Raw genomic sequence first — 15,222 nt, 5'->3', positions numbered from 1 at the left:
ACCTCCCTAGCTCCACTCCCAGTCCGCTCACCCGAACCCCGGCCCCGACGGGGCCTGGCGCCTGCCGTGGATGCTCAAGGCTGGGGCAGCAGCTCCGGCTTGAGTATCCCGCGCAGATCCGCGTAGGGAATGCTCAGTTCGGGTTCGCCGTGCGAGTACGGCGCGATGGAGTAGGCGTCGTACTTGACCACGATGCCGTCCCGCGTCAGCGCGAAATTGTCGCTTTCCTGGAATGGCCACATCTTGCCGTAGGCCGCCGGATCGCGGCGGGCATCGGGATTCTGCTCCAGCCACTTGGCGTGCGCGCGCTGCAGCGCGGCGACGTATTGGCCTCGCCGGCCCGGGATCAGGGCTTCGTCCAGGCTCATCACGCGGCCGCGGCTACGCTCCCAGTTCAGGTACTGGGTGGCCGGGATGCCGTGCGCGGCGCCGGTCAGGAATTGTTCGGTGTGCAGCTCGATGGAGACCACGTCGCCTACCGTGTCCTTCACGCTCGCCTTGAAGTAGGTGGCGTCGCGCGGGCGGGCGGTGGACCAGAAGTACTGTGTGTATTCGGACAGCGTGTCGTAGGGCCCGCGGCGATTGGCGTCGGTGCCGGTCATGTAGGCCAGCACGTGGTCCACCAGGGCCGTCAGCTTGGGGATGCCGGGAAAGGCCACGCTGTCGATCTCGATGCGGGGGCAATCGCCCTCGCAGCCGGGCTTGTTCGAGGCCCATTTGATGCGTTCGGTGGCCAGGTCGCCAACCTTCTCCGGCGTGGAGGCGGCCGGCGATGATTGCGGGGCGAGGGTGATGTCGGCGGGCGGCGTGCTGCCACAGCCGGCAAGCGCCATGACGGCCGCGCCCAGGATGAAACCGCTAATCGCGCCTCGCGGCGTGAACGTGCGACGCATTGAACTACCTCCAGAGAATCAGGGCATGGCCGGTCAGGGGACGACGCCCGTCCACTCCGGCGTTGAGAACTTCTCGGCCGCCTGCGCCTGCGCGAGCGCCAGCGTGCTGCTGCCCAACTGCCCCGGAGTGAGACGATGCAGCCCGGCAAAAGTTTCCACCATGCGCTCGATGATGACCTCGCGCGCCAGCCCGGTCTGCGTGCGCAGCGGATCGACGCGCTTCTTCGCGCTGGTGGTGCCCTTGTCCGACAGCTTCTCGCGGCCGATGCGCAGCACTTCCACCATTTTATCGGCGTCGATGTCATAGGACATCGTCACGTGGTGCAGGACGGCGCCGGAGCGGCGGGCCTGCGCCGCGCCGCCGATCTTGCCGATGTCCGAGGCGATATCGTTCAGCGGCTGGTACCAGGCCTTGATGCCCAGGCCCTGCAGCGCGGCCAGCACCCAGGCGTCCAGGAAGGCGTAGGATTCCTGGAAGCTCATGCCGTGCACCAGCGCCTGCGGCACGCTGAGCGAATAGGTGATGGAGTTGCCGGGTTCGATGAACATGGCGCCGCCGCCGCTGACGCGGCGCACGACCTCGATGCCGTGGCGGCGCGCGCCCTCGGGATCGACTTCGTTCTTCAGGGATTGGAATCTTCCGATCACCACTGCCGGCGCGGACCATTCCCAGATCCGCAGGGTCGGGGCGCGCTGGCCGGCGCCGACTTCGTCGGTGATGACGGCATCCAGGGCCATGTGCAGCGCGGGCGGTTGCGGGCCTTCGTGGATCAGTTCCCAGCCGTAGTCATTCCAGTCGGTGCGCGTCATGCCAGCGCTCTCCTCAGCACCACGGCGACGGCTTCCGCCGTGAAGCCGAACATCTCCGCGTCGGCGGGCAGGGCCGATTGCACGGCCACCGCCAGCTCGAGCTCGCCGGCGTCGGCGGGCATGCCGTTCAAGCCGCGATTGATGGCTTCGAGCGCTTCCGGAGGCTCGAGAAAGAAGTCGCCGCTGATGCGCACGTCGGCCAGGCGGCCGTCGCGCACTTCCAGATCCGCGACGACCAGTTTGCCGCCGGGGACTTTGTATTCGCCATGCATGGGCGCTCCTTGCTAAATCCAATTAGTGTAAACAGGCCCTACAGGCTGAGTTTCATGCCGTCGTGGCTGGCCTTGAAACCCAGGCTTTCGTAGAACCGGCGGGCGTCGGGACGGGCGCGGTCCGTGGTCAGCTGCACCAGTCCGCAACCCTGGATGCGGCATTGCTCGATCGCCCACTCGAACATGGCGCGGCCCAGGCCGGCGCCGCGCGACGACGAAGCGATGCGCACGCTCTCGATCTGCCCGCGCCACTGGCCCAGCCGCGACAGGCCGGGTATGAACGATAACTGCAAACAGCCCACCAGGCGCGAATCCTGCTCGACCACGGCCAGGAACTGGTTGGAATCCTGGGCGATGGCGGCGAAGGCGGCGGCGTAGCGCGGATCGAGGGGAAGGGAAGGATTTTCGCGCGTCGCGCCCAGTTCGTCGTCGGCCAGCAGCGCGACGATGTCAGGCAGGTCTCCCAGGCGCGCGCGGCGGAACTCCAGGTGCGGATCGGGCATTGCGGCTCCTTCAGCGGGCGACGTTCTGGGCGGTCTGGCCGAACAGGATGCGGCGCGAGGCTTCGTCGTTGACGGACGGAGCCGTGTTGATGGTGTCGGCCAGCGCATAGGCGCGCTGGGTTGCGGGCCGGGCGGCGATGGCATCGAACCAGCGCTTCAGGTGGGGAAAATCGTTCAGGTCCTGGCCCTGCCTGGCGTGCGGCACGATCCAGGGATAGGCCGCCATGTCCGCGATCGAGTAATCGCCCGCGACGAATTCGCGGTCCGCCAGGCGCTTGTTCAACACGCCGTAGAGCCGGTTGGTTTCCTTGACGTAGCGCTCGATGGCGTAGGGAATGCGTTCGGGGGCATAGGCCGAGAAATGGTGATTCTGGCCGGCCATGGGGCCCAGGCCGCCCATCTGCCAGAAGAGCCATTGCGAGACTTCGGCGCGGCCCCGCAGGTCGGCGGGCAGGAAGCGGCCCGTCTTTTCGGCGAGATAGAGCAGGATGGCGCCCGATTCGAACAGCGGGACCGGCGCGCCGCCGTCGGACGGCGCCTGGTCCACGATGGCCGGGATGCGGTTGTTCGGCGCGATGGCAAGGAATTCGGGTTTGAACTGATCGCCGCGGCTGATGTTCACCGGGTGGATCTTGTAGGGCAGGCCGGTTTCTTCGAGGAACAGCGTGATCTTGTGGCCGTTGGGGGTGGTCCAGTAGTAGAGATCGATCATGGGGGTGTCCTGGTCATGGCGCCGGCGGGGGCCAGCGGATGGAACGGCCATGATAGCGGGGCGCCGCGGGCGGCGGCCCGAATAACCGGGGGGCGGGTGCGGGTTTGCCCCCCGGTCGCGGGCGTCACGCCGCGCCCGGGCGGGCTCGGCCCGGCAGCCTCCAGGTCCAATTCAGGCTGACGCCGGCGGCCGCCAGGAAGATCATGGCCACGCCCACGATCTGCGAGGCATCCATGCGGTGCCCGTAGACCACGAAGTCCAGCATGATGGCGACGGCGGGATAGATGAAGCTGAGCGCGGCGGTGGAGGTCGTGGGCAGCTTCTGGATGGCCGAGTACATCAGGATGTACATGAGGCAGGTGTGAACCAGGCCGAGGGCGACCAGATAGCTCCATTGCAGAGGCGCGGCCGGCAAGGCGCCGAAGTCCGCCATGGGCAGAAGCATGACCGCGCCGAGCGAGACCTGCACGAGCGCCAGCACCTGGGGCGGGATCTGCTTCAGCCGCTTGACGATGATGGCGGTCACGCCATAGAGCGCGGCGGCGCCCAGGCCCAGCAGGAGGCCCGAAAGATAGGCGCTGCCGCCGGCGCCGCCGCTCTCGGACAGGCGCAGCACCAGCATCAGCCCGGCGAACGCGATGACGGACCAGGCCAGCTTGCCCCGAGTCGGGCGCTCGCCCAGGAACAGGACGCCCAGGCCGATGAGAAAGAAGGGCTGGACGTTGTAGACCGCCGTCGCCAGCGAGATCGAGGCCAGGCGGTAGGCGGAAAACAGCAGGACCCAGTTCATCACCAGGGCCGCGCCCGCGGCCAGCGCCAGCGCCAGCGTCCTGGCCGTGAACAGGCCAGGCTTGAGCAGGCCGCGCATCCAGCAATACAGGAAGAGCGACAAGGCGCCGAAGACGCAGCGGAAGAAGACGACGTTCCAGGCGCTTTGGCCGGATTCCAGCACGAAGACGCCCAGCGTGCCCGACAGGGTCATCGCGGCCGCCATTTGGGCCAGGCCGGTACGTTCTGATGAGGGATTCATGAGGAGGCTCCAGGAGGCGCGGTGGCCTTGATGTTCGATGGAGAAATTATCCCAGGCAGACCAAGCAGGTTATATGATATTGAGGCGGTGAATCGGCAGTAGAACCTTTGTTTGGGTGGAATTTATGCAAAACGACCTAAAAAATGAAAATCCGGTTCTGGACGGCATCGACCGCCGCCTGGTAGAGATGCTTTCCACCAATGCGCGCACCACCACGGCCGATCTTGCGCGCCAGGTGGGCATGTCCGCGCCCAGCGTGGCGGACCGCCTGCGGCGTCTGGAGGAGTCGGGGGTGATCCGGGCCTATACCGTGAACGTGGATCCGGTTGCGCTGGGATACACGCTGGAGGCCATCGTGCGCATCCGGCCCTTGCCCGGGCAGTTGCGCCACGTGGAGGGCCTGATCCAGGAGATCCCGGAATTCGTGGAATGCGACAAGGTGACGGGCGACGATTGCTTCATCGCCCGGGTGGTGCTGCGCTCGATCTCGCACCTGGACGGCATCCTGGAGCGCGTGACCGAATTCGCCGAAACCAATACCGCGATCGTCAAGGCGCACACCGTGCGCCGGCGCCTGCCGCCGCTGCGCTAGGCGGCGCGCAAGCAGGGTCTCAGACCGGCGCCGACAGTGCCTTCTCGATGTCGTCCTTGAGGCCCGCGGGCGTGTCGGTGGGCGCATAGCGCCTGATGACTCGGCCGTCGCGGCCGACCAGGAACTTGGTGAAGTTCCATTTGATGCCCTCGGTGCCGAACACGCCGGGCTTTTCGCCCTTGAGCCAACGGTACAGCGGATGGGCGCCGCTGCCGTTGACCTCGATCTTGGCGTACATGGGGAAGGTGATGTCGTACTGGGTGCTGCAGAAGTTGCGGATCTCGGCTTCGTCGCCCGGCTCCTGGTGGCCGAACTGGTCGCACGGAAAACCCAGCACGGCCAGCCCAGCGTCGCGGTACGAGCGGTACAACTCCTCGAGGCCGGCGTACTGCGGCGTGAAGCCGCACTTGGAGGCCACGTTCACCACCAGCAGCACGCGGCCGCGATAGGTGTCCAGGGATTGTTCCGCGCCATCGATACCGCGGGCGGAGAAATCGTAGATCGTGCTCATGAGGGCTCCAGGGTCAGGCGTCGGAACGCGAGGGCGCCAGCGCGCCGGCGTGTTCCACGAGTGTAGTCCCGGCATGGCGGCCGTAGTAGCGCGTGCCCCACAGCGTCAGCAGCAGCACGCAGAGGGTGATGGCCGCCGACATCCAGGGCAGGTCCGTCAGGGGCAGTCCCTTGCCCAGCGCCAGGCTGCCCAGCCACGCGCCGCCCGCATTGCCCAGGTTGAATGCGCCCTGGTTGAGCGTGGACGCCAGGTTGGGAGCCTCGGCAGCCTGGTCCACGATCAGCGTCTGCAGCAGCGGCACCACGGCAAAGCCCAGCACGCCCCAGACGAAGACCGTGAGAAGCATGGGCGCAAGGGAGTGGATGGCCTGGCTCAGCGCCAGGAAGACCAGCAGCAGGCCGATGAAAATGCGGCGCAGCGACACCTCGAGATTGCGGTCGCCCAGTTTGCCGCCCAGGGTGCTGCCGACGGTGAGCGCCACGCCGAACAGGAGCAACACGCCGGTGACGCCGCGTTCGGACACGCCGGTCACGTCGCGCAGCAAGGGGGCGATGTAGGTCAGCACGCAGAACAGCGCGGCGGACGCGAGCACGCTGGCGGCCAGCGGCCATACGACGCGCACGTCGCGCAATACTCTGAATTCGCGCAGGATGTTGCCGGGTTGCATCGGGATGCGGGAGGGCAGCCAGGCCGCCAGCGCGGCGACGGCCGCCAGCCCGATGCCGCTGACCACCCAGAAGGTGGAGCGCCAGCCCGCCACCTGGCCCAGGGCCGTCCCCAGGGGCACGCCCAGCACGTTGGCGAGCGTCAGCCCGGTGAACATCAGCGCGATGGCGCTGGCGCGCTGGTTGCGCGGCACCAGGTCGGCGGCCACCACCGCGCCCAGGCCGAAGAATGCGCCGTGGCAGAAGGCGGTGAAGACACGCGCCGCCATGAGCAGGCCGTAGCTGGGCGCCAGCGCGCAGAGCAGATTGCCCAGCACGAAAGTGCTGGCCAGCCCGATCAACGCGGCCTTGCGCGGCAATTTCGCGGTGACGATGGCCATGATGGGGGCGCCGATGACCACGCCCATCGCGTAGCCGGTGATCAGCAGGCCCGCGATGTCGATCCCGACATGGAGGTCTTCGGCGACGTTGGGCAGCAGGCCCATGATGACGAACTCGCTGGTGCCGATGCCGAAAGCGGCGGCGGCCAGCGCAATGAGATGCAGGGGCATGGGAGGGAGAATCGGCCGGACGGCGGGGGAACGCCGCGCCGGCATGCGAGGGTAGAAGGCAAGGGCGGGATTCTAGGGCAGTCCGGCAGCGGAGCGCCGGGATGGCCCTGCTGGTGTTAAGGGTATACCCTGATCCGCAGTGGCGGGCCGGACCGCTACACCAGCTTCAGATCGACCGGGGCCACGCCGGGAAACACGCGGGCGAGCCGGTCCTTGTCGAGCCCGTACAGCGTCGCGAACAAGCCGGCGAACACCGAGCGGTATTCATTGAGCACGGGATAGTCGCGGTCCTGGAAGAGCGTGTCGCGCTTGACCGCCACCTGGCGCCCGGCGATGCGTCCGCCTTGTACGTTGCCGCCCATCACCCAATAGACCGTGCCGTGCCCATGGTCCGTGCCCTTGTTGCCGTTTTCGCGGAAGGTGCGGCCGAACTCGCTGATGACCACTACGGTAGTGTGCTTCCATGCCGGCCCCATGGCGTCGGCATAGGCGGCCAGGGCCCGGGCGAGTTGGCCCAGCCGGTTCGACAGCAGGCCGCTGGCGGCGCCCTGGCCGACGTGCGTGTCCCAGCCGCCGACGTCGACGAAGCCCAGGTTGTAGCGGTCCACCATGAAGCGCGCGATGCGGCGCACTTCCTGTTCCAGCTTGTCGGCGGACACGGCGTTGCCGCTGGCCGCCTTCATCTCGGCCTCGATCTCTTCGCGCGCGGCGCCCATGATGCGTTGCCCTTCGGCGACCGACGCGTGCAGATCGGTGTCCTGGTACATGGATTCGATGGCCCGGTTGTCGTCGGCGCTCAGGCGCGACTTGCGGCCCGCGCCGATCAGGTCGATGTTGGGCACGCGCGTGTCGCCGCGGAATATCTGCGGCACTTCCGAGGTGAACGCGGCCGGCAGCGCTTCCTTGGCGCCCAGGTTGGCCGCGAGGCGGTTGAGAAAGCCCGTGCGGTAGTTGCCGCCCGTGGCCGCGCCGCGCCCCAGTTCGATGCCGTTCTGGGTTTCGAAATGGCTGCGGCTGGTGTCCTCGGTGCCGGCGAAGGGCACGAACGCAAGCTGGCGCCGTTCGTAGAAGGGCAGCAGGCTTTCCTCCAGCGCGGGATGCAGGGCCCAGCCCTCGCTCAGGGGCAGGGCGGCGCCTGGCCCGCTGCCCGGCCGCGCGAGCGCGATATTGGGCCGGGATTCGTAATAGAACTCGCTGTCCGCGGGCACCAGCAGGCTGGCGGCGTCATAGGCGCCGCGCATGAAGACGACCAGCAGGCGGTTGCCGGAAGCGGCGGGAGCGGCGTAGAGGCGGCTGCCTCCCAGCGCCAGCGGGGCGGCAGCCATCAGTTGAAGCAGGCGGCGGCGATCCATGATGTTCTCCTGGGACCTGTGGATTGATAAAAGGCCTCGCCCCGGTCCTAGCGGAGCATGAATTCCGGGGAGGCCAGCAGATAAGTGTTGGCGCTCCTGGGCGACCTGGCCTGCCCGATCGCTTCCCGCGTGGCGGGCGAGAGCCCCGCGAACAGACCGCTGTCGGCATTCGCTTTCAGCAGGTCGGGCAGCGGAGGCAGGTCCGCCGGGCCGCTGTCGCCATCCTCCTTGTAGAAGCGCTGGGGCGCGCCGGCGATGACGCTGGCGACTTCGAAGCGCGTCGTCATCTGGCCGGAACCGGCCCAGTCGGACTTGCTCATGGGATAGCCGTCGGGCGTCAGGCGCTGGTTCAACGGTTGGCCCAGCTGCTTCAACATGGCGACGCCCGGCTTGGGATTCACGATGGGCGGCAGGCCGTCATAGGCAAGCCGCAACGAGGAATAGACGTAGTGCACCGGGTCCTTGAACACGCCTTTGCGCAGGGATTCCGAGAATTCCGGCGAATCGAACAGCGTCTTGAGCGTGGCCGCGATGTCGCCGTCCGACGCCAGGAACGTCTTGCTCATCTTGTCGACGATCGAGGCGGGGGGCGCATCGCCCATGAAGTACACGGCGAGTTTGCCGCTGATGTGCTTCGCGGTCGCGGGATTGCGCGCCAGCAGGTCGGCGGCCTTTTCGACCTCCTGCATGCCGGTTCCGGCGATGCGCTGGCCGAGGAATTTCTTTTCACCGAAATCGTGGCGCGCCGGATTGAAAACGAACAGCCCCTCCTGCACGACCTTGTCGCGCCATTCACGCCTGACCTTCGGCGGTTCGGGCTGCTTGCTGATGCCCAGCCCGGTAAGGATGCGGGCCAGTTCCTGGACGTCGGACTGCGAATAGCCGCCGTCGACGCCCAGCGTGTGCAGTTCCATCAGCTCGCGCGCGTAGTTCTCGTTGATCTTGCCGACGCCGTTGCGCGTGTTGTCCAGGTAGATCAGCATCGCCGGGGCGCGCATCGTGGCGGACAGCAGGTCGCGGAACTTGCCCAAGGCATGCGGACGGATGGCGCGGTCCTCGTATTGCGACAGGAAGATGCCCGCGTCTCCCTTGCCGAGATCGACATTGAAATGGTTCATCCAGAACCAGGCCATCTGGTCCTGCAACTGGTTGGTCGAATAGACCGCCCGCCACAGGGCCCGGTCGCTGACCTCGGCGGCCCGCCGGATCGAGAATTGCCGGGCCGCCCGCATGCCCTTCAGTTTTTCGTCCGGAGGCAGTTTGCTCGCTTTTTCCCGCATGGCGAGTTGCGTGGCCCTGGCTGCCTCGTCGGATGCCTGCGAGATGGAGAGCGCGTCGATGCGCTTCTGCACCTCGGCCGGCAGCCCGCCTTGCGCGGAGGGATGCAATTGAGCCTGCAGGTAGCGCTCGACGCCCATTTTCCGGATGCGGGCAAGTTCCGCGGGCGTTGCTCCCCAGGTGATGCGGTTGACCAGCGCGGCCTCGCGCGCCTGGGCATCGGCGTTCGACTGCGCCAGGGCGCCGGCGGACAAGGGGAGCAACAGCAACAGCGCGGCGTGGCGAAGCCGGATACTCGACAGCAGCATGTGACGGATACCTTCCGTAAGGCAACTCGGGGTGTGACAGGATAATCGCGGCAAGTTTCCCGGCCAGGCGCGTCTTGAAACGCAAGGAAACGGATCGCATCCGGTTATCGCCCATGCCCGGACGCCGCGCGGGGCCATTGCCGGCGCCAGCCGGCAGCCGTCCTATCATGGCGCATGGCAGAGATGCGCAAGCGCCAGAAGGAGGGCGGCAATGGAAGGAATGATCGAGCGTCTTGAAGCGATGCTGGCCAAGGGAACGGACAACATGCTGTTGCGATTTTCCTTGGGCAAGGCCTATGCGGAGCAGGATTGTTTTCGGGAAGCCGAGGAACATCTGCGGGCGGCGCTGGCGTTCGACCCGGCCTATTCCGTCGCCTGGAAATGGCTGGGCAAGGCCTGCCTGGGGCGAGGAGACAAGGCCGGCGCGCGCACCGCCTGGGAATCCGGCCTGCAGGCGGCGCATGCGCGCGGCGACCAGCAGGTGGTGAAGGAACTGCAGGTATTCCTCAAGCGCCTGGACAAGGACGCCGCGGCCGGCGCCTGAGGGGAGTCAGGCGCCGGCGACGGACGGGCGGGGCAGCCCGCCGAACGCCTCCAGCGCCCGCAAGCGGCTTTGCGCCAGATCGACGATGGGCGCGGGGTAGGCGGCGGCAGCGCGTTCCATCGGGCTGGGATCGTGGATGGCTGGTCCGTCCAGGTGCGCCAGTTCCGGCAGCCATTCGCGCAGGAACGCACCCTCCGGATCGAACCGCCGCGATTGCGACAGCGGATTGAAGACGCGGAAGTACGGCACCGCGTCGGCGCCGGTGGAGGCGCTCCATTGCCAGCCGCCGTTGTTGGAGGCGAGGTCGCCGTCCACCAGTTGCGACATGAACCAGGCCTCGCCTTCGCGCCAGTCGATTAGCAGGTTCTTCGACAGGAACATGGCCGCCACCATGCGCAGGCGGTTGTGCATCCAGCCCAGCGCCAGCAATTGGCGCATGGCCGCATCCACGATGGGAATGCCGGTGCGCCCCTGTTGCCAGGCGCGCAGGTCCTCGGGCGCATGACGCCAGGGCACGGCGGCGGTTTCCGGTTTCATGGGCCGGTGCATGGACAGCGCGGGATGCGCGGCCAGAAGATGCTGGTAGAACTCGCGCCACAGCAGTTCATTGATCCAGGCGGACGCGCCTGCCTTGCCGCTGTCCAGTTCGCCGTGGTTGGCCCGCAGCGCGGCGCGCAAGGCCTGGCCGGGCGACAGCACGCCCGCGGCCAGATAGGGCGACAGGCAACTGGTGGCGGGCAGGCAGGGGAAGTCGCGCTGCTCCTGGTAAGCATCGATCACGCCGTCGGCGAAGGCCTCCAGGCGCTCGGCGGCGGCGGCTTCGCCCGCCGGCCAAAGGGCCTGCACGGCATCGCCCGGCGCGCCGAATCCTTCGAAGGCCTCGGGCAAGGGATCGGCCGGCCAGGCCGGGGGCGATTGCGGGCGAGGCGCCGGCATGGCGCGGGGCGGCGCTTCGCGCAGCCGCTCGCGGCAGGCGCGCGCGTAAGGGGTATAGACGCGATAGCACTCGCCCTTGCCGGTAAGTACCGTGCCGGGACGCAGGAGCGACGCGCCATGGTGCAGGGTCCAGTCCACTTCCATGGCCCGCAGGCGGTCGGCGACCGCGGCATCGCGGCGGCGTTCATTGACGGCCCACTCGGCATTGGCATGCACGTGGCCGATCGTATGGGCGCGGCAAAACGCTGCCAGCGCATCGGGCGCCTCGCTCCAATCCCGCACCGTCAGCAGTTTGAGCGGTATGCCCAGCCGGCCCAGTTCGCCGGAAAGCTCGCGCAGATTGCGCAGCCAGAAATCCACCTTGGCCGGCGCGTCGCCGTGCATGCGCCATTGGCCCGGCGCGGCCAGAAACAGCGCCGTCACGGTGCCGTCCCGGGCGGCGGCCGCAAGAGCGGGATTGTCATGCGCGCGCAGGTCGGTGCGCAGCCAGAGCAGCGTGTTCATGGAGATCCAGGGCGAGGCGGGCCGCGGCGCGGGCCGGCACGGCTGGCATTCTATATTGCTCGGGAGTCCGCGCAGCGGCCCGCGAGGCTTGGAAGATGATGTAAAAACTAAGAGTAGATGTGTCCGGTCGGGCGCGGCCGGGCCGCGCAGCCGTCAAACCATGAAACACGCTGGCGTTTCGCAAGTATTGACGCGGCAGGGGGGCCGGCCTGTAATCCAAGTAAACGACTAGAGCAAGTGAACGCTATGGGAAATCTGATGGACCTACGCCCGTCCTTTCTGAAAGGCCGCGCACCTGCCAAGACACCGCTCGACGTGCTGCAGAAACTCTGGCGTTCGGTCGACCTGCCGGACGAATCGCTGAGCCACGTCGTGCTCACAGGCGCCGATCCCGTCCTTCCCTCATCGTTCGCCGTCGGCGCGGCGGCGCAGACCAGCATGGCCGCGGCCGCCCTGGCTGCCGCCGAGATCTGGCACTTGCGCGGCGGCGCCAGGCAGCAGGTGAGCGTCGACATGCTGCACGCCGCGCAGGAATGCCGCAGCCATTTCAAGATCAATGGCATTACGCCCAATCCCTGGGATCCCGTCACGGGCCTGTACCGTTGCGGCGACGGCAGCTGGGTCCGCATCCATGCCAATTTCGCCCACCACCGCGATGGCGCGCTGGCGTTGCTGGGCTGTCCGCCCGGCGACGGCGCGACGCGCGCGGCCGTCGAACGCGCCCTGGGGCGCTGGAACGCGTTCGATTTCGAGCAGGTGGCCGCCGACGCGGGGCTGGCGGTGGCTGCCATGCGCAGCTTCGACGAATGGGATCGCCATCCCCAGGGGCAGGCGGTGGCCGCGCAGCCCCTGCTGACGATCGAACGCATCGGGGAAGCCGACCCGCGGCCCTTGCCCAAGTACCGGCATGACGCCCGGCCGCTCCAGGACATCCGCGTCCTCGATCTCACCCGCATCATTGCCGGGCCGGTCTGCGGCAGGGCCCTGGCCGCCTATGGCGCCGACGTGATGCTGGTCAATTCACCGCAACTGCCCAATATCGACAACATCATCGACACCAGCCGTGGCAAGCTGTCGGTCCTGGCGGACCTGGACACGGCCGATGGCCGCATCGCCCTGGGCAACCTGCTGCGCAGCGCGCACGTGTTCGTGCAAGGCTACCGGCCGGGCGGCCTGGCTGCGCTGGGCTTCGGACCTCGGGACGCGGCCCGCATCCGCCCGGGCATCGTCTATGTTTCCCTGTCCGCCTACGGCAACGCGGGGCCCTGGTCCAACCGCCGGGGTTTCGATTCCCTCGTGCAGACGGCTACCGGGTTCAATCATGCCGAAGCGCAGGCCGCGGGCCAAGAAGCGCCCAAGGCGTTGCCGATGCAGATCCTGGACCATGCGTCCGGTTACTTGATGGCGTTCGGCGCGCAGGCCGCGCTGGCGCGCCAGGCAACGGAGGGCGGCAGCTGGCATGTGCAGGTATCGCTGGCGCAGACTGCCCACTGGCTGCGCAGCCTGGGGCGGGTGGAAGGCGGCCTGGCCTGTCCGATGCCCGGTTTCGACGGCTTGCTGGAAACCGAGCCTTCGGGCTTTGGCGAACTGATCGCGGTTCGCCATGCCGCGCAATTCTCGGAAACGCCGGCTCGCTGGACCCGTCCTTCCAGCCCGCCGGGCACGCATCCCACGGTCTGGCCGTTCCACTGAGAGAAGCCGGCTGCCTGTTCGTGGGGCCGGCTGCTTGCCTATCTGTTGCCCGCTTTTTTCCATTCGCGCAAGGCGCGCATGGTATTGGCGACGTGGGATTCGGGGCTCATGTCAGTGAATTCGTACAGGATCCTGCCCTGCGGCGAGATGACGTACGAGACGCGCTGCGCATATTCCGGACGCTTGTCGTGCACGGCGTCATAGGCTTTCATGATCCTGCCGTCGCCGTCGGCGGCCACCGCGAACTTGCTGCGGCACTCGCTGACTGAAAATTTGTTCAGGGTATCTATGTTGTCCGTCGACACGCCGATGACGGTGGCGCCCAGCGATTTGTATTCGTCCGTGGCTTCGGCGAAGTTGTGCGCCTCGATCGTGCAGCCCTGGGTGAAGGCGGCGGGAAAGAAGTACAGGACGACCGGGCCTTGCTTGAGCGCTTCATTCAGCTTGAACGTGAAGACATTGCCGCCCAGCGAAGCCTGAGCGCTGAAGTCCGGAGCCGGGGCGCCCACTTGCAGCGCGGCATGGGCCGGCGCGCCGGCCAGCAGACCGCATAGCAACAGGCAATTGGCAATGCGCTTCATCGGTAATCTCCTTCGGTTTCTCGCGCCGTTCGGCGCAGTCTTCCTAATGTAGTCCCGTGGCTTGCGAGGGTCCAGGGGCGCGCTTCCTGGTTCCGTCAGTCGCGTCCGGGCGAGCCCCGGCCGTTGCCGTCCCCGCGCGGTTGATCGCGGCCACGGCCTTCCCCGCCTTGCTGGCGCGCCTGCTGCTGGGCCTGCTGCTCGCGCTGCTGTTGCTGGCGCGCCTGCTGCTGGGCCTGTTGCTCGCGCTGCTGTTGCTGGCGCGCCCGCTGCTGGGCCTGCTGCTCGCGCTGCTGTTGCTGGCGCGCCTGCTGCTGGGCCTGCTGGTCGCGCTGCTGTTGCTGGCGCGCCTGCTGCTGGGCCTGCTGGTCGCGCTGCTGTTGCTGGCGCGCCCGCTGCTGGGCCTGTTGCTCGCGCTGCTGTTGCTGGCGGGCCTGCTGCTGGGCCTGCTGGTCGCGCTGCTGTTGCTGGCGGGCCTGTTGCTGGGCCTGCTGGTCGCGCTGCTGTTGCTGGCGGACCTGTTGCTGCCGGTCCTGGTCGTCGTGTTGCCGTTGTTGGCGAGCCTGGTCCTGGGCGCGCGGGTCCCGCCCCTGCTGTTGAGCCTGAGGGGCGTCCCTGCGGCCGGCTTGGCCGCGGTCCTGGCCGCCGCGTCCATTGTCGGGTCCGTTGCCTTGCCGGACATCGTGGTCCGGACGGCGGTCCGCGGGCCGCCTGCCGTCGTCGTCCCTGTGATCCAGGTAGGCCTGGGGCGGACGGCCCTTGTTGTGTTCATAGAACTGGTTGCGGTCCCTGCCGGCATCGCGGACATAGCCGCGCTGCGCCTGGGTGGGCGGAGCATGGCGTTCATTGCGCGCGGCGAGTTCGCGGGGGTCGGCCCGGCGCTGGATGCCCGAAGGGCCGCCGTGGTAGCTGACGCGGCGGTTGTCCACGTTGTTCACGACCACGGTGTGGTTGTAGACGTTGGTGACGCGCGTGATGTTCACATTCGTGACCGAACGGTTGTAATAGAAGCGGTCGCGCTTCCAGTAGCCGCCGACGTAGCCCAGGCCCGTGTAGCCGAAACCATAGTTGATGCCGCCATAGAAGCCCACGTGGGGGCCCCAGTAGCCGGCATTCCAGATATACAGCCCGTTCACGAAGCCCCAGTAGCCGGGGGTCCAGAGCGCGCCCGTGTAGGGCGCGAGCACCCAGGCGCCAGGCACCCAGAAGAAGCCGTAGCGATTGCGGCTCCAGTAGCCTGGCACCCAGATATAGCCATCCGCCGGGGCGGGCGGCTGCACATAGACGGGCAAGGGCGGCGGCGGTTCGGGGCTTCGGTCCACCAGCGCCAGATTGGCATCCGCGGGGTCGCCGCCGTCATAGCCAGGGGCCGCGGGGGCCGGCGGCGGTTCGTAGGTCTGCGCCGCGGCGCTGGCACAGGCGGCCAGCAGGATGGCGGCGGCGAGAGGCCGCGCGCGGAGAATCCGGGAATGGGGAGTCATGGTTATTCCT

General features: G+C 67.7%; 16 protein-coding genes. 3 read left to right on the top strand and 13 right to left on the bottom strand.

What is annotated here, in order from left to right; genetic code table 11:
* Positions 1 to 74: 74 nt before the first annotated feature.
* The 6 genes from ACN6PJ_RS14955 to ACN6PJ_RS14930 all read right to left on the bottom strand — a co-directional run bounded on the left by ACN6PJ_RS14955 (position 75) and on the right by ACN6PJ_RS14930 (position 4,220).
* Entirely contained in the window at positions 75 to 893 is an 819-nt protein-coding gene (locus tag ACN6PJ_RS14955; RefSeq protein WP_427996649.1) for a DUF3298 domain-containing protein, read from the bottom strand.
* 33 nt (positions 894 to 926) lie between these two features.
* Positions 927 to 1,703, bottom strand: coding sequence for a lipoate--protein ligase family protein (locus ACN6PJ_RS14950; protein WP_427996648.1), 777 nt, complete (start codon positions 1,701 to 1,703; stop codon positions 927 to 929).
* Positions 1,700 to 1,975, bottom strand: a complete 276-nt coding sequence (locus tag ACN6PJ_RS14945) for a lipoate protein ligase C-terminal domain-containing protein (RefSeq protein WP_043542792.1) — start codon at positions 1,973 to 1,975, stop codon at positions 1,700 to 1,702. Before ACN6PJ_RS14945 ends, ACN6PJ_RS14950 begins: the two co-directional genes overlap by 4 nt.
* A 38-nt stretch (positions 1,976 to 2,013) precedes the next feature.
* Positions 2,014 to 2,478 (bottom strand): N-acetyltransferase family protein, encoded by a 465-nt coding sequence (locus tag ACN6PJ_RS14940; RefSeq protein ID WP_427996647.1) that lies wholly within the window; start codon positions 2,476 to 2,478, stop codon positions 2,014 to 2,016.
* A 10-nt stretch (positions 2,479 to 2,488) separates the two neighbouring features.
* The gene (locus ACN6PJ_RS14935; RefSeq protein WP_427996646.1) at positions 2,489 to 3,190 is read right to left on the bottom strand and encodes a glutathione binding-like protein; all 702 of its coding nucleotides are present in this window, start codon (positions 3,188 to 3,190) and stop codon (positions 2,489 to 2,491) included.
* A gap of 124 nt (positions 3,191 to 3,314) precedes the next feature.
* Complete coding sequence (locus ACN6PJ_RS14930) at positions 3,315 to 4,220, bottom strand: DMT family transporter (RefSeq protein ID WP_427996644.1); 906 nt, start codon at positions 4,218 to 4,220, stop codon at positions 3,315 to 3,317.
* A 124-nt stretch (positions 4,221 to 4,344) separates the two neighbouring features.
* On the opposite strand from ACN6PJ_RS14930, the gene ACN6PJ_RS14925 reads away from it, so the two are divergent.
* The gene (locus tag ACN6PJ_RS14925; protein ID WP_427996643.1) at positions 4,345 to 4,812 is read left to right on the top strand and encodes an Lrp/AsnC family transcriptional regulator; all 468 of its coding nucleotides are present in this window, start codon (positions 4,345 to 4,347) and stop codon (positions 4,810 to 4,812) included.
* Between the two features lie 19 nt (positions 4,813 to 4,831).
* Here ACN6PJ_RS14925 and ACN6PJ_RS14920 read toward each other — a convergent pair whose 3' ends face one another.
* The 4 genes from ACN6PJ_RS14920 to ACN6PJ_RS14905 form a co-directional block, all read right to left on the bottom strand.
* Complete coding sequence (locus tag ACN6PJ_RS14920) at positions 4,832 to 5,323, bottom strand: glutathione peroxidase (protein ID WP_427996642.1); 492 nt, start codon at positions 5,321 to 5,323, stop codon at positions 4,832 to 4,834.
* A 13-nt stretch (positions 5,324 to 5,336) separates the two neighbouring features.
* Positions 5,337 to 6,539, bottom strand: coding sequence for an MFS transporter (locus ACN6PJ_RS14915; protein WP_427996641.1), 1,203 nt, complete (start codon positions 6,537 to 6,539; stop codon positions 5,337 to 5,339).
* A 155-nt stretch (positions 6,540 to 6,694) separates the two neighbouring features.
* On the bottom strand, positions 6,695 to 7,891 hold the full coding sequence (locus ACN6PJ_RS14910; protein WP_427996640.1) for a DUF1501 domain-containing protein: 1,197 nt from the start codon (positions 7,889 to 7,891) through the stop codon (positions 6,695 to 6,697).
* A gap of 47 nt (positions 7,892 to 7,938) precedes the next feature.
* Positions 7,939 to 9,477 (bottom strand): DUF1800 domain-containing protein, encoded by a 1,539-nt coding sequence (locus tag ACN6PJ_RS14905; protein ID WP_427996639.1) that lies wholly within the window; start codon positions 9,475 to 9,477, stop codon positions 7,939 to 7,941.
* Between the two features lie 211 nt (positions 9,478 to 9,688).
* Here ACN6PJ_RS14905 and ACN6PJ_RS14900 point away from each other — a divergent pair, with 211 nt between their 5' ends.
* A complete protein-coding gene (locus tag ACN6PJ_RS14900; protein ID WP_427996638.1) occupies positions 9,689 to 10,021 on the top strand; it encodes a hypothetical protein in 333 nt (110 codons plus the stop codon).
* A gap of 6 nt (positions 10,022 to 10,027) precedes the next feature.
* On the opposite strand, the gene phrB is transcribed toward ACN6PJ_RS14900, so the two are convergent.
* The gene (gene phrB, locus ACN6PJ_RS14895) at positions 10,028 to 11,461 is read right to left on the bottom strand and encodes a deoxyribodipyrimidine photo-lyase (RefSeq protein WP_427996637.1); all 1,434 of its coding nucleotides are present in this window, start codon (positions 11,459 to 11,461) and stop codon (positions 10,028 to 10,030) included.
* Positions 11,462 to 11,707: 246 nt separating this feature from the next.
* Between phrB and ACN6PJ_RS14890 the strand changes: the two genes are divergently transcribed.
* The gene (locus ACN6PJ_RS14890; RefSeq protein WP_427996636.1) at positions 11,708 to 13,153 is read left to right on the top strand and encodes a CoA transferase; all 1,446 of its coding nucleotides are present in this window, start codon (positions 11,708 to 11,710) and stop codon (positions 13,151 to 13,153) included.
* Positions 13,154 to 13,191: 38 nt separating this feature from the next.
* On the opposite strand, the gene ACN6PJ_RS14885 is transcribed toward ACN6PJ_RS14890, so the two are convergent.
* Entirely contained in the window at positions 13,192 to 13,734 is a 543-nt protein-coding gene (locus ACN6PJ_RS14885) for a peroxiredoxin (protein WP_427996635.1), read from the bottom strand.
* Positions 13,735 to 13,829: 95 nt separating this feature from the next.
* Positions 13,830 to 15,212, bottom strand: coding sequence for an adenylate cyclase (locus ACN6PJ_RS14880; protein ID WP_427996634.1), 1,383 nt, complete (start codon positions 15,210 to 15,212; stop codon positions 13,830 to 13,832).
* Between the last annotated feature and the right edge of the window lie 10 nt (positions 15,213 to 15,222).

Origin of the sequence: Achromobacter sp., assembly GCF_050285585.1 — a bacterium.
Lineage (GTDB): Bacteria > Pseudomonadota > Gammaproteobacteria > Burkholderiales > Burkholderiaceae_B > Achromobacter.
This window is presented reverse-complemented; position numbering and strand designations above follow the sequence as displayed.

Coding starts and splice junctions, on each gene's coding strand:
- ACN6PJ_RS14955 (WP_427996649.1), bottom strand. CDS start 893: ATGCGTCGCACGTTCACGCCGCGAGGCGCGATTAGCGGTTTCATCCTG.
- ACN6PJ_RS14950 (WP_427996648.1), bottom strand. CDS start 1,703: ATGACGCGCACCGACTGGAATGACTACGGCTGGGAACTGATCCACGAA.
- ACN6PJ_RS14945 (WP_043542792.1), bottom strand. CDS start 1,975: ATGCATGGCGAATACAAAGTCCCCGGCGGCAAACTGGTCGTCGCGGAT.
- ACN6PJ_RS14940 (WP_427996647.1), bottom strand. CDS start 2,478: ATGCCCGATCCGCACCTGGAGTTCCGCCGCGCGCGCCTGGGAGACCTG.
- ACN6PJ_RS14935 (WP_427996646.1), bottom strand. CDS start 3,190: ATGATCGATCTCTACTACTGGACCACCCCCAACGGCCACAAGATCACG.
- ACN6PJ_RS14930 (WP_427996644.1), bottom strand. CDS start 4,220: ATGAATCCCTCATCAGAACGTACCGGCCTGGCCCAAATGGCGGCCGCG.
- ACN6PJ_RS14925 (WP_427996643.1), top strand. CDS start 4,345: ATGCAAAACGACCTAAAAAATGAAAATCCGGTTCTGGACGGCATCGAC.
- ACN6PJ_RS14920 (WP_427996642.1), bottom strand. CDS start 5,323: ATGAGCACGATCTACGATTTCTCCGCCCGCGGTATCGATGGCGCGGAA.
- ACN6PJ_RS14915 (WP_427996641.1), bottom strand. CDS start 6,539: ATGCCCCTGCATCTCATTGCGCTGGCCGCCGCCGCTTTCGGCATCGGC.
- ACN6PJ_RS14910 (WP_427996640.1), bottom strand. CDS start 7,891: ATGGATCGCCGCCGCCTGCTTCAACTGATGGCTGCCGCCCCGCTGGCG.
- ACN6PJ_RS14905 (WP_427996639.1), bottom strand. CDS start 9,477: ATGCTGCTGTCGAGTATCCGGCTTCGCCACGCCGCGCTGTTGCTGTTG.
- ACN6PJ_RS14900 (WP_427996638.1), top strand. CDS start 9,689: ATGGAAGGAATGATCGAGCGTCTTGAAGCGATGCTGGCCAAGGGAACG.
- phrB (WP_427996637.1), bottom strand. CDS start 11,461: ATGAACACGCTGCTCTGGCTGCGCACCGACCTGCGCGCGCATGACAAT.
- ACN6PJ_RS14890 (WP_427996636.1), top strand. CDS start 11,708: ATGGGAAATCTGATGGACCTACGCCCGTCCTTTCTGAAAGGCCGCGCA.
- ACN6PJ_RS14885 (WP_427996635.1), bottom strand. CDS start 13,734: ATGAAGCGCATTGCCAATTGCCTGTTGCTATGCGGTCTGCTGGCCGGC.
- ACN6PJ_RS14880 (WP_427996634.1), bottom strand. CDS start 15,212: ATGACTCCCCATTCCCGGATTCTCCGCGCGCGGCCTCTCGCCGCCGCC.